Raw genomic sequence first — 13,383 nt, 5'->3', positions numbered from 1 at the left:
GCCCTTCGGAAAGGGTAATTCATAAGCTGAACACTTGATGTGGTCCATTAATATCATCAGATTATCCGGATTAACACGGACTTCTTCAGGTTTTCGTGAGAAAAAGTAGTCCGGGTGCCCGGCCATATACTGGTCAAGCGGATTGGAAGAGGCAACCATGATAATAATCGCGTCACCCGTGCGTCTGCCTGCACGCCCCGCCTGCTGCCAGACGCTGGCCATGTTGCCGGGATAGCCGGTCATAATACAGACGCGCAGCTGGCCGATGTCAACACCCAGTTCAAGCGCGTTCGTGCTGACAACACCCATGATTTCGCCGTTCCTCAGTCCCCGCTCAATCCTTCTTCTTTCAATGGGAAGATAGCCGCCGCGATAGGCACAAATTTTCGCCCGCTCTTCACGCCCGCTGTTAATTTCCTGAAGATGGCTGACAAGCAGTTCCACCTTCAATTTACTCCGGGCGAAAACAATGGTCTGGATGCCACTTTTAAGAAAACGGGCAGCAATATTTTTAACCGCAAGCATTTCATCCTCGCGCACATTAAGCTGTTTATTGACGACGGGCGGATTGTAAAACAGGAAATGCTTGCGTACGCTTGGTGCTCCATTACGGTCAATCAGTGTCATTACACGTCCAGTAAGCGCTTCAGCATGCTCCCGCGGATTGCTGATTGTTGCCGATGTGCAGATAAACTGCGGATGGCTGCCGTAATAGCTGCAAATCCGCTCTAGGCGGCGGATAACATTGCCCACATGGCTCCCGAAAACGCCGCGATAGACATGAAGTTCATCGATCACAATAAATTTAAGATTTTCAAAGAGAGACACCCATTTTGTATGGTGAGGCAGGATCGATGAATGGAGCATGTCCGGGTTGGTCATGACAATCTGCCCGGCACGGCGTATCGTTTGCCTGATCGTTCCCGACGTATCACCATCATACGTATAACTTTTAAGCGGAGCGCCGATTTCGTCAATCAGTTCCTCCATCTCATTCTTCTGATCCTGTGCCAGCGCCTTAGTCGGAAAAAAGTAAAGCGCGCGGGACGCCGGATCAGCAAGAATAGTCTGCAGAACGGGGAGATTATAGCAAAGCGTCTTTCCGGAAGCAGTCGGCGTCACGAGTACAATATCTTTGCCTGCCATAGCCGCATCAAAGGCGTCCGCCTGATGGGCATACAACGAATCTATGCCCCGGCTGATCAAAGCTTTGCGAATTCGCTCATCCAGTTGCTTCGGAAAGGGGGCGGTGACCGCTTCCTTTTCGGCAACAGTGTGCCAGTTAACAATGTTCGGATCTTTTTTCAGCTCATTCAGGAGGTCATCCATGGACTGCCGTACTTTCATATGGACCTTCCAGCTCCTTTAATTTTCGTCTACCGTAAAGACAGTGACACTGTCTTTTTCTCTTGCGACAATTATAGCATATCGAATGAATGTTCGCTATAATAAAATTGTACGCAAAAACGCAGGGCGTTCCGACATTGCTCGTCAATGGCCGGCATGCTCTGCAGATAAATTGTATTGATCAATTCATTCATGTGGATTTTAATCACTTTGATCCGGACGAGATTCCGGAATAAAGATTTCCCGTGTTAACTGATGTGTTGCAGGCAATCATTTTTTAGTCCAACAGCCGCATGAAATCGTCTACTTTAGTCCAGTAAAAATCAGGATTTGACGGATAAGAACTGGATTGAGTCACAGGCAGCCACTGAACCGCTGCAGTATGAATTCCAGCGGCCTTGCCGGCAAGAATGTCCGAATTGCTGTCCCCAATATAAATGGAAGTTTCCTTTGAAGCATCAAATTTGCTTAAGGTCTGGAGTATACCGCTCGGATCCGGTTTCGGAATCGCGACATCATCTCCTGTGACCACACTCTCGAATAAGCCCTTGAAACCCAGCGCTTTTTCAGATATCTGATAAGCCCGACGGCTCTTGCCCGTGATGACGCCGACATTTATTTCCCGGTTTCTCAATTCATTCAAGAGATTGAGTATATCGGAATTACGCGCTACAAAATCCTGATGCTCATTTTCATAGATTTGATAATAAAGCTCAATTGCTTTTGCGATATTCTCTTTGTGGTGAAAATTTTTAATAATCATACCGTCATCCGACGGGCCGAACATGGCCACAACTCCTTCAGGGTCAATCGAACGATCATCATACTTCTTGAAAACAGCCTGAAAGCCATGTATGCACAGAGGCAATGTATTAGCCACTGTCCCGTCAAAATCAAAAAGCACTGTTTTGAATTCCATTATTTCTCCCCCGGTCATGGATTTTCTCAATGCTCTAATAGTAACACAACTTTGTTAAATTAGGTTTAAGATTCCATATTGAACAGCTGCTTCTTCAATTTTTTGATCTCCGTCACCGGCAGATGGCAGACAAATTGTTCACATAAGAAATATGTACTCCTGCCGCCGATTGGTGAATAGATACCTACATTTTTATTGATGTTTGCAAGAGCGGTTCGATCCCCCGCAAATACAGTAAACTCAGGCAGAAAGAGGCAGTTCAGCTCCCGGATGCTTTTCTCGACTTTTTCCCCTTTCTCTCCCTGGAGTGCGATCAGTTCCCGCGGACCGGAAATTTGATAGTGGAAAGCGGACAGCATGAATGTGTAGCCACTCGGATAAGACAAAACTTCATCGGAAAAAGCCGAAAAAATTCTGTCAGCATAGGCCGCATATTGGTTTTCACCCGTCCATTCGGAAAGCCGCAGCATGGCATAAGCAGCAGCACTATTGCCGGAAGGAATCGCACTGTCGTACGCTTCCTTAGTTGGGAAGATTAGCCTGGCCGTCTCATTATTTTGAAGGAAGAATCCGCCATTTTCCGGATCCCAGAATTGCCGGACCATCTCATCCCCCAAACCTCTCATTTCCGTCAAATACTGAATATCAAGAGTCGCTTCATACAAGGCTTCACAGGCCAGCATTAAAAATGCATAATCATCCAGATAGCCTTGATAACGCGTTTCATCATCACGGAAACGTGCCATTAATTTTCCATTTTGAGTCAGATATTCTTTTATAAAGTGAAATGCAGCCATCGATAAGTTAACATAATTTTCTTTATGTAATGATTTTCCCGCCTTGGCAAGCGCGATAATGATCAACGCATTCCAGGAAGTCAGGATTTTGTCGTCTTTCGCCGGCTGGATTCGTCTATTTCGGACTATAAGCAATTTTTCCCGGGACCTCTTTAATCTTTCGAGGATCCCCTGAGTGGAGACACGCCATTTCTCTGCAAGTTTCTCCAGATTGGTTCCAATCAAATTTGGAACATTTTTACCTTCAAAATTGCCTTCAGAAGTAATATGGTAAGCCATGCAAAAGAGTCTGCCTTCATCCTCACCCAGAACCGATAAAATCTCTTCCGGCCGCCAAGTATAACATTTGCCTTCTACGCCTTCCGAGTCGGCATCCTGAGAACAATAGAAACCGCCATTCGAGCTAAGTAGCTCTCGTTCACAGTAGGAAAAAATATCTTCCACCACTTCTTCATAAGCGGAATCACCAGTAACTTGACCGGCTTCTGTATAGATGATTGCCAGCATCGCCTGATCATAGAGCATTTTTTCAAAATGCGGAATCAGCCATTTCTCATCGGTCGAATAACGGGCGAAACCACCGCCGATCTGATCATGGATACCGCCCGCAGCCAAGCCGTCCAAAGTCTTCTTCACCATGTCCAACGCCTGATCATTTTTGTTCCAGCGGGCATAGCGCAGTAAAAACATCAACTGATGCGGTGCGGGAAACTTTGGCGCTTGGCCGAATCCGCCAAACTCCGGATCAAGACTTTCTGAAAAAGCATTGAACGCTTGATCAAGCACCTTTTCTGTCAGTTTACTGCGGCTTTTTGTTTGCTCTGACAAAGCCTGTACAATTTGGGTACCAATTTTGGCGATTTTATCCGGAGTCTGATCATACCTGCTCTTCAGTTCCAGAAGCACATCCTTGAATGCCGGACGGCCATAGACGCTGTCTTTTGGAAAATAGGTACCCGCATAAAAAGGCTTCTGATCCGGAGTGAGAAAAACGTTGAGCGGCCAGCCGCCCTGTCCCGTCAGTGCCTGACAGACCTTCATGTAAACCGCGTCAATATCCGGACGTTCTTCACGGTCAACTTTGATCGAGACATAATTGCTGTTCAGAATTTCAGCCGTTTCCTCATCTTCGAATGATTCATGAGCCATGACGTGACACCAATGGCAGCTCGACAGTCACACTCTACGAATAACCGATGCTGACGAGTACCGGTTTTCCTTCCTCCTGCGCCCTCCTAAATGCTTTATGACTCCACTCCATCCAATTTACAGGGTTATGGGCGTGCTGCAGGAGGTATGGGGATTTCGAATGAATCAGTTCATTTGTATAGTTATATTTTTTAGCCATATGTCAATCTCCCTCACAAATTAATTTTTGATCGTAAATTCGTTTTCTGTTCTCTCTGGATTAGCGATTTAATTATACTATGATTGAGTTTGTTCTGTTCGGTGTAGGATCATTCATTGTTTTTAATTTAACTCAAAAATACTTCAAGTGATAATAACTTTCTATTTTCTGTCTCCTCCGGAGAGATCTTCAGGGCTTATACGCCTGCTGCATCGAAATAACTGAATTCTCTTCCCAAAGCACATCTTCTTCATAGAACAATAAGCAGGCTTTTAACGGACGGCTGCACCAAAAAGACGCAGAGGCTATCAAAGCCCGTGCGCCCTGTATTGTCGATCAGTCTTCCATTGTTGACAGATCCCCCGTTGGAAGATTCAGTTCCCATGCCTTCAGTACACGGCGCATGATCTTGCCGCTGCGCGTTTTCGGAAGTTTATCGAGAAAATCAATCTGTCTTGGAGCCGCATGCGCGGCGAGGCCGTTTTTCACAAAATGATAGATTTCAGTTTTCAGTTTCTCCGTTGCTTCAAATCCTTCTCTTAATGAGATAAAAGCTTTGATAATCTCTCCGCGAATGGGGTCGGGTATGCCGATCACGCCGGCTTCCGATACTGCGGGATGCTCCACCAGTTTACTTTCGACTTCAAAAGGTCCGATCCGCTCACCGCTAGTCATGATCACATCATCCACCCGGCCCTGGAACCAGAAATAGCCATCCTCATCCATATAAGCGGAATCTCCGGATACATACCAGCCGTTCGAAGTAAAATAAGAATCATATTTTTCCGGATTATTCCAGATTGCGCGCATCATTGAGGGCCAACCCTTTTTGATCGCCAAGTTTCCCATCGTATTAGGCGGAACCTCATTGCCGGAATCATCGACAATCGCCGCCATGATGCCGGGAATCGGCTTTCCCATGGAACCGGCCTTAATCGTCATTGACGGCACATTGCAGATCATGTGTGCACCTGTTTCCGTCATCCACCACGTGTCATGAATCCTTTTATGGTAGACTTCCCACCCCCACTTCACGACCTCCGGATTCAGCGGCTCTCCGACACTTAACACATGCCTCAGGCTGGACAGGTCATGTTTGGCTGCCAAAGCATCTCCTGCACCCATCAGCATCCGGAAGGCCGTCGGCGCACTGTACCAGACGGTTATCTGATATTTTTCAATAGTTTCATACCAGTCCTGCGGGCTGAAGCGTCCTCCACGAACGACATTGGCAGCCCCGTTTAGCCATGGTGCGAAAATTCCATAGGACGTACCTGTCACCCACCCGGGATCAGCGGTACACCAATAGATGTCATCTTTTTTCAGATCAAGGACCCATCGTCCTGTCTGTGCGTGCTGAACCATCGCATAGTGAACGTACAGCACCCCTTTAGGTTTCCCTGTAGATCCCGAAGTATAATGCAGAATCAATCCATCCTCTTTATCCATCCATGCGATTGGAAACTGGGTATCCGCGCGATCCATCGCCTTCTGATAGTCAATAAAATAACCGTCATTCCGTGCTTTGTCGCCAACAAGAATAATATGTTTCAGACTGGGCAGTTCTTTATAAGGCACACGGCTTAACAGCTCCGGCGTTGTGCAGAGCACGCTCGCTTCGCTATCTTCGAGACGGTCTCTGACAGCCCCCTCCATAAACGCTTCAAAAAGAGGTCCCACAATCGCGCCTGCTTTTATGACGCCAAGAAACAGAATGTAGAGTTCAGGAGAGCGTGGCATAAAGATAAAAACCCGGTCCCCTTTGCCGACATCCGCATCTTGTCTAAGAACATTAGCCGCCTGATTGGTCAAACGCTTCAGCTCAGAAAAAGTATACGTTTCATCTCTCGTCTGATCTGAATAATACAGCGCCTTCTGATCTCCTTTGCCATTTTCCGCATGCCGGTCTATCGCCTCATAAGCAGCGTTCATTTTTCCTGTTTCATGCCAGCTGAAATACTTTTCAGCCTGTTTCCACTGAAATGATTTTCTCACATCCTCTAAATTGGCAAGGTCATGTGTTCCGTGTTCGGCCGGTAAGAGCAAACGTTCCAGCATAAAAAATACCTCCAGTCGAATAATTTGTCACGAAATTGACACATTAAGCGCTTTCATTATTATATGATGAAAACATTATTTAATCAAAAGTTATGCCTTGGTAAAGTATAATTTTTTTCAGCAAGGATGCAGATTAAATGACAGATAAACAGCAACAAATATTAGTATAGCAACGTGGCACCATTGGCAAACGCTGTAACCGACGCTTATTAAAAGTATGGGTCTGTTTTTTTGAGGTCAGCATGTTAACATCGTGTTTATTCAATCCACACAGCCCTCTGAAATTTTTTGATTTTTTGTGATACGATCCGTTTGATTCGATTTCTGCTACAATACGTTTATCATACTCCGAATTGAAAGAAGCCGAACAGGATTGTTTTTAAAAACCGCAGAAGACATTAAGGCATTCATTGAAAATGATAAACAACTGATGTTCATGTTGTCTCAGGTCAGAAGACTCGACCTCCCTGATTCCTGGATATGTGCAGGTATTTTGCGCGCCAGAATTTGGGACTGCCAATCTGGGTTTCGCAATAGAACCCCGGTTCATGATGCAGATGTCATTTACTTTGACCCGCAACATATTGATTATGATTTTGAACAGAAACTGCAACAGGATTTGCTCAAAAGGGTGCCTGGGGTAAACTGGGAAGTGAAAAATGAGGCACGGATGCATGTCCATACTCCGCTTGCAGAGCCCTACACATCAACTACAGATGCCATTTCTAAATTTCCAGAGACGGCGACTGCTATAGGTGCGCGATTGAATTCCAGCGATAAGGTCATTCTAATGGTACCGCAAGGCATTTCAGATCTGATCCATATGATCGTCAGACCGACGCCATTTTTTGCAAAATCAGAAGACAGGCTCACGGTCTACAGAAAAAGGATAAAGGACAAGAACTGGCAGAAGAAATGGCCATCGCTCCAAATAAAAGGCATCAAAACCTGTATTTGATTAGGGAATGCGCATTGAGCGAACAGCGAGCTACTCCCAACCGGGTGAAGATTGCGCCTAACTGTGCTGAAGTTAATCCTAACACTGGTAAAATTGCGCCTAAGAAGGGCAAATATCTTTAATACGATTCACATTTCGATGTGAGCTGCGCCGTGCGTATCAAGAATGTAGCAACGTCCCGGACAATTCACAAATGTCATTCGATATTATTTTTCTTCACTGTCAGTCTTTCCAGGACTTCTTCATTGATGTCAAATCCTATTCCTGCTTTTTCAGGAACCCGGATCCACCCCTTGTTTACTGTAATTTCCGGTTCGACAATGTCTTCCTCCCAGTAACGTGAAGCAGCAAACAAATCACCGGGCAGAATAAATCCTCTCAATGCTGCCAATGCAATATTGTGTGCTTTTGCTACTCCGAATTCAATCATACCGCCGCACCAGACCGGCACATCCTGCCGGAAGCACAAATCGTGAATCCGGACCGCTTCGGACCATCCGCCGACCCGCGCCATCTTTATGTTGATTATTTTGCAGCTGCCAAGCGCCAATGCAGCTCTTGCATCCTGAAATGAACCAATGCTTTCATCAAGACAAACGGGGGTTTTTATTTTACTTTGCAAAAGAGCATGATCCACCAGATCATTATAAGCTAGAGGCTGCTCAATCATTTGAAGACCAAACTCGTCCAGCTTTTCAAGATGTTTGGCATCCTGGATTGAGTATGCGGAATTGGCATCCGCCATAAGTGCAACTTCAGGAAAATGCTGCCGGATTGCGGAGAGAATCTTAAGATCATTCCGACGGGATATTTTAATTTTGTATCTAAGATACCCCGCCTCCGAATATTTTTCAATCTGATCGATGGCATTTTTCGGATCGTTTGCCGCAATAACAGCGCCTGCAGCGACTGCCTTCCTCTCTGCACCAAAAAGGCTGCCAATATAAACTTTCTTTTGCCTGGCGTACAGATCCCAGATTGCCTGGCTTAGGCCTGATTTTGCCATATTGTTTCCCCGGATGCCCGACCATATTTGATCAAGTGCAGATGGATCAGAAATTTCCTTCCGTAAAGTCAATGGCACCAAAAACCCGCAAAGCGCATGCCAGCAGGTCGTGATTGTTTCCGCTGAATACCAAGGACTGGAAAAAGGATCGGCTTCACCAAAACCGATCCCCCCACTGCTGTCCTTGGCTTCGATAATAATTGCCTGACGCTTGGTGACCGTTTCAAGATGTGTTGTAAAGGGTATCTTTAACGGTGATTCAATTAACCGAAGTGTTATCGAACGGATGTCCATGCTATCATTCCCTATAAGTCCATAAAATTCTTTCCAGCGGCTTTGCAAGGTTTCCAGGCGTTCAGAACTTTCTCCAGCCAACTTTGACCCTTTTCCAGCCACTTTTTCTTGGGTGCTCCCCGCTTGCCAGTTTCAGTCATGCCGTTTAGCTTTTTCAAACAAAAATCTTCCAACAATGTCTGAAAATATACTCGCTTTTTCCAAATGAACATTATGACCGGCTTCGGGAACACTCTTAAATTCCGCGTTTCTCAGCAGTTGCTTCATCTCGGAGGCAATACTTGAGAATTTTGGGTCCATCTGTCCCGTAATTAGTAAAACGGGAAAAGACAACTCATGAAGACGGCCCCACAACGGCGGCTGCGATCCGGTTCCCATACCCAGAAGGCTGCAAGACAGACCTTCTTTTCTGTTAGAAAGACGTTCTTTCCTGACGTTATCTTGTATGGATTGTGGCAATCCTTTTTGAGTGTCAAACAGTGGAATATTCTCCCACGAATCCACAAATGATAAGACGCCGTCTTTCATTATAGACTCCGCCAGATCTTGGTCGTGGATTCTGCGAGCTTTTCTTTCCGCTGCTGTCCGCAGACCGGGAGAAACACTTTCTAGAATCAAGCTCCGCACCCGTTCCGGAAAAAGTGAGGCGAAGCTGAGTGCTAGTCTGCCACCCATCGAATAGCCCAGTACATGTACCCGATCCAAATGAAATTGATCCAGCAGTACGGCAATATCCTTTCCCACTTCACTCATCGTATACCTTTGCGGATCTGCTGGACAATCTGTCTCGCCATGGCCAATTATATCAATCATGACTAATTTAAAGTGATCAGAGCATGTTGATTCGAAAAACTGCCATGTGTTCAGGCTGCCGGTAAAGCCGTGAAGCAGCAGCAGCGGCTGGCCCTGGCCTTTCATTTCAATATGATAAGAAACGCCGCGGATCATTAGATTCATGAACTTTGACCATCAGCGATCGCCGATATTTTCTTGCTGATTTGATGAAACAACCGTTTTCGGATGTGAACATTTTCATCACGGTCTGTCGGAACCTCGATGATCTTCAAACCTTTTTTTTGAAAAGAACCGAGCAAAGCATGATCAAACTCGTTCCAATTACCTACTTTTGAGTAGTCCGCATCGTATAAATGCGCGGTGTTGGAAAAATCCAGTCCATGGGGTGTGCCAAACAGTGCTTCAAAATATCTCTTCTCTGAAGCCTGGGGCAGAAAAGAAAAAATACCGCCACCATCATTATTAATCAATATAATTGTCAGGTTCGCATGGTGCTGTTTTGCAGCCAGCAGCCCATTCATATCATGAAAAAAACTCAGGTCACCTATGACCAGTACTGTATTTTCTCTGACAAGGCTGACGCCGACAGCCGTTGATACAATGCCGTCGATCCCGCTTGCTCCACGATTGGCAAAAATCGCAACATCAGGTTTGTCCGTGAATAGAAATGTGTCAAGCTCTCTGACAGGCATACTGTTGCCGACAAACAAACTGCATTGATCCGGAAGCAATTGGTTCAGCTTGGCGAATAACTTTTCCTCACTCAGAGCTTTCTCATCGTATATACCTGACAAAATATCTTTTACCTCCTGATTCACACGATACCACAGAGTGATCCAGTTCTGATCGGGTGGCTTCGGCAGACTAGAGACAATCATTTTGCAAAACCATGTTTCATCACAATAAACCATTCCTGTTGCTACTCCTGCAGGATCTCGCCACCCGCAGCCGCCGTCAACGACAAGCTGCACGGCTTCCTGTTTTTCAATCCATACTTTCAGCGCTTTTGACACGGGTATTGCGCCGAATCGGATCACAAGATCAGCTTTTAAAAAAGCAGCGGCTTGTCCATCACGCAAAAAAGCATCATAGCTCTCTATGATACTGCGAGACGGATGAGATCCGCGGCGCAATTGTGACAAAGGATCAGCAAGGATCGGAAAACCAAGCTTGTCGGCTAGGACAATGACCTGCTCCTCAAATCCTTCTGAATCGACCGCACCGCAAATGATCACACCTTTTCGTTTGCGTTGAATCGTTTCTGCAATTTGATCGATTTCTGATTCTGCCAAAGTAACTCGTCCGGATCTGATTGATACGGATCTCTGCTCCCCACGACTGCCGCGCGAAAGGAATTCCATGTCCGGTACCAGCGGCTCACGAAGCGGGAAATTGAGGTGTACAGGCCCGCACGGAGAGCAGGTCGCAGCTGCAATGAACCGCGTGCAAATCATCCGAATATGGTCGATCAGGCCAAAATCATGTTCCGGAATTTCGATTTCGGCAAACCTTTTCACATGACTGCCATACATTTCTGCTTGATTAATCGTTTGCGGAGCACCGACATCCTGCAATTCATAAGGCCGGTCGGCAGTCAGTACGATGAGCGGAACCCTGCTATAAAACGCTTCGACGACTGCGGGAAAGTAGTTGGCAGCAGCCGTCCCCGAAGTGCATAGCAGAGCGACCGGATTTTTTTTCGCTTTTGCGATGCCTAGCGCCATAAATCCGGCCGAACGTTCATCGATATCCAGAAAAATTTTTATCTCCGGCCTATCAGCAAGGAGCAAAGCAAGCGGCGTGGATCGTGATCCGGGACTCAGAACAACATCCGTGACCCCATTTTTCACCAGTTCATCGATAAAGGCTGATAAATAAGCTGAAAGCACTTCACCGTGATCCATGACCTGAACCCCCCAGTCCATCCAGCATCGGTCGAAATTTGATCGCTGTTTCTTCGTATTCTTTCTCAGCAACAGAATCTTTAACAATTCCGCATCCGGCAAAAAGTGTGGCTTCTTGGTCGGAGACGAGAGCGGAACGGATCCCTACGGCAAATTCGCCATTTCCGTCCGAATCAACCCAGCCAATCGGCGAAGCATATAAGCCGCGATTAAAGCATTCATTTTCCCGAATCCATTTTATAGCTTCATCTCTTGGAAAGCCGCCAAGAGCAGGTGTCGGGTGAAGCCTGGCCACAATATCAAAGAGCGTGATTCCATCTGCGCAGGTTCCTTCAACAGGCGTATACAAATGCTGGATATGCTTGTTTTTCATCAAAACCGGTTGGTCAGGTATATTTAGATTTTCGCAGATCACTTGCAGTGCGCTTTTCACGGTTGAGACGACATAGCGATGCTCTAGCAGGTTTTTCCGGTCACGTAGCAACTCATTGCCCAGCTTTTCATCCTCTTCCCAGTCCCTGCCACGTTCGATTGAGCCCGCAAGACACGAAGAAAAAAGTTTTTTGTTCTCTTTCCTAGCCAAAAGTTCCGGACTGGCACCGATAAAGCAGTCATTTCCCGCTTCCAGGCTAAAAATAAAATTCCCTTCTTGTTGCTTTTGAAGCCTGCGCAAGACCGCCCCAATCTCCGTATGGCGATCTGAAATGAGTTTTAATGTCCTTGATAAAACGGCTTTATCCAGTTTGCCGGCATTTAATTTTTCTACGGTTAGATTAACTAATTTTATCCATTTTTTCGGATCCTGTTTCTCCAGCTCCAGCCACTCCGCTTCGGAAGATGTATGTTCATCCGGACGGTATCCGCTCAAAATTTCATCTGCCTGTTCTTCCATCTGATTGACAGTTGTCTCTAAACTCTCTCCGGGAAGGGCATACTGATTGATGGTCAGATAAGTCTGTCCTCCGGAAACCGTCAGCAAAAAAGCGGGCAGATAGAACACGCCACTGCCAAAGTTTTGCCAAAGATCATCGGATTCTTTTTCTGGATCAAACGAAAAACCCCCGAACAACGCGGGACCTGTTCCTTCCTGATCGATAACACCGGTTCTGACAGCTGTTTTCGTGAGCTCCGACCATCTGTCCCTGACTTGCTGCATACGGGCAGATTCCCCATCTACCTTGATCTTTTCTGTAATTCCCAGCCCGGCCATCAAAAAATTGCCTGATTGGCTCTGCCAGTAAAAACGCCTGCCGGCAAAATATTCATTTCCAGACTGATAAAAGATCACTGGATCCATTCGCCGTATTTTCTTCGTCAGACTGACCAGTGTCTTTCGGCTCGTCGTTCCTTCTCCCCGTATCGAAACAAAAGGATCACTGTACCCATTAACAATCCCGTCCATCACCAAAGCAAATCACCCTAAATCTGTGTTAATTATGAACAATTCATGTCTTTTTAAGATAATGCTTCCATCCGGTTATTGTCAATTAAACGTTCTCTTGCCCAGTTTTCATAGGAATCTCATCAAGCCCTCACATGCTGGCAATTTTGCGTTTCATGGCTACCTCCCGATTTCTTTTCTTTCATTTTACCGGGAATAACTGATTCGGGAAATAAAAATTTTTCCGGTTTTAAGCAGTGTAAGATGCTCGATCAGCAGATTCATGAATGATCATTTCGGATGCTTCTATCCGGATCTGAGAATAATACAACCTTAGAAAAGAAAATGAAATGACGGTTTTATTTAATTGGAGATTTCTACCTGAAGGCAGACAGATGGCTGCAAAAAAGCCAAAATAATCGATCGGGCACGCCTTGATACACTTATTGCTCTATTTCTGCCTTTTGCTCGTATGATATATATGGGATCTCGTCCGTTACCCGTTTCTGGATTCAAATCGTTTCCACATCCGCAATGCTTGGCTGTATCATTACAGCATTGATGTATTGGAAGTAA

10 protein-coding genes and 1 pseudogene are annotated in these 13,383 nt (G+C 45.9%); 2 read left to right on the top strand and 9 right to left on the bottom strand.

The window, feature by feature from the left end; all coding sequences use genetic code 11:
- Nucleotides 1–5: 5 nt before the first annotated feature.
- Nucleotides 6–1,347, bottom strand: a pseudogene (locus COP04_RS10495) (DEAD/DEAH box helicase); the annotation flags it as partial.
- Nucleotides 1,348–1,436: 89 nt separating this feature from the next.
- Here COP04_RS10495 and COP04_RS10490 point away from each other — a divergent pair.
- Nucleotides 1,437–1,583 carry a hypothetical protein gene (locus COP04_RS10490; RefSeq protein WP_239984835.1) on the top strand — a complete coding sequence of 49 codons (147 nt, stop codon included), beginning with the start codon at nucleotides 1,437–1,439 and terminating at the stop codon, nucleotides 1,581–1,583.
- A gap of 41 nt (nucleotides 1,584–1,624) precedes the next feature.
- Here the strand turns inward: COP04_RS10490 and COP04_RS10485 are convergent, their stop codons facing one another.
- From COP04_RS10485 to acsA, 4 genes are all read right to left on the bottom strand, one after another.
- On the bottom strand, nucleotides 1,625–2,266 hold the full coding sequence (locus tag COP04_RS10485) for an HAD family hydrolase (RefSeq protein WP_100487978.1): 642 nt from the start codon (nucleotides 2,264–2,266) through the stop codon (nucleotides 1,625–1,627).
- Nucleotides 2,267–2,331: 65 nt separating this feature from the next.
- Nucleotides 2,332–4,212, bottom strand: a complete 1,881-nt coding sequence (locus tag COP04_RS10480) for a thioredoxin domain-containing protein (protein WP_100487976.1) — start codon at nucleotides 4,210–4,212, stop codon at nucleotides 2,332–2,334.
- Nucleotides 4,213–4,246: 34 nt separating this feature from the next.
- A complete protein-coding gene (locus tag COP04_RS20490; protein ID WP_100487975.1) occupies nucleotides 4,247–4,411 on the bottom strand; it encodes a DUF255 domain-containing protein in 165 nt (54 codons plus the stop codon).
- A 336-nt stretch (nucleotides 4,412–4,747) separates the two neighbouring features.
- Entirely contained in the window at nucleotides 4,748–6,469 is a 1,722-nt protein-coding gene (gene acsA / locus COP04_RS10470) for an acetate--CoA ligase (RefSeq protein WP_100487973.1), read from the bottom strand.
- 373 nt (nucleotides 6,470–6,842) lie between these two features.
- Between acsA and COP04_RS10465 the strand changes: the two genes are divergently transcribed.
- Nucleotides 6,843–7,427, top strand: coding sequence for a nucleotidyltransferase family protein (locus tag COP04_RS10465; RefSeq protein WP_100487972.1), 585 nt, complete (start codon nucleotides 6,843–6,845; stop codon nucleotides 7,425–7,427).
- A 196-nt stretch (nucleotides 7,428–7,623) separates the two neighbouring features.
- Here COP04_RS10465 and menC read toward each other — a convergent pair whose 3' ends face one another.
- Genes menC through COP04_RS10445 form a run of 4 tightly spaced genes read right to left on the bottom strand, consistent with a single transcriptional unit; the run spans nucleotide 7,624 to nucleotide 12,828 of the window.
- The gene (menC, locus tag COP04_RS10460; RefSeq protein WP_338062848.1) at nucleotides 7,624–8,808 is read right to left on the bottom strand and encodes an o-succinylbenzoate synthase; all 1,185 of its coding nucleotides are present in this window, start codon (nucleotides 8,806–8,808) and stop codon (nucleotides 7,624–7,626) included.
- A 51-nt stretch (nucleotides 8,809–8,859) separates the two neighbouring features.
- Complete coding sequence (gene menH, locus COP04_RS10455; protein WP_100487971.1) at nucleotides 8,860–9,684, bottom strand: 2-succinyl-6-hydroxy-2,4-cyclohexadiene-1-carboxylate synthase; 825 nt, start codon at nucleotides 9,682–9,684, stop codon at nucleotides 8,860–8,862.
- Complete coding sequence (gene menD, locus COP04_RS10450) at nucleotides 9,681–11,426, bottom strand: 2-succinyl-5-enolpyruvyl-6-hydroxy-3-cyclohexene-1-carboxylic-acid synthase (protein WP_100487969.1); 1,746 nt, start codon at nucleotides 11,424–11,426, stop codon at nucleotides 9,681–9,683. The genes menH and menD overlap by 4 nt, the downstream gene beginning before the upstream one ends.
- Entirely contained in the window at nucleotides 11,413–12,828 is a 1,416-nt protein-coding gene (locus COP04_RS10445; RefSeq protein WP_239984975.1) for an isochorismate synthase, read from the bottom strand. Before COP04_RS10445 ends, menD begins: the two co-directional genes overlap by 14 nt.
- Nucleotides 12,829–13,383 lie beyond the last annotated feature (555 nt).

The sequence above is a fragment of the Sporolactobacillus pectinivorans genome (genome assembly GCF_002802965.1).
GTDB classification, from domain to species: domain Bacteria; phylum Bacillota; class Bacilli; order Bacillales; family Sporolactobacillaceae; genus Sporolactobacillus; species Sporolactobacillus pectinivorans.
Note: the sequence above shows the minus strand (reverse complement) of the source record. Positions and strands in the feature narration are given on the sequence as shown.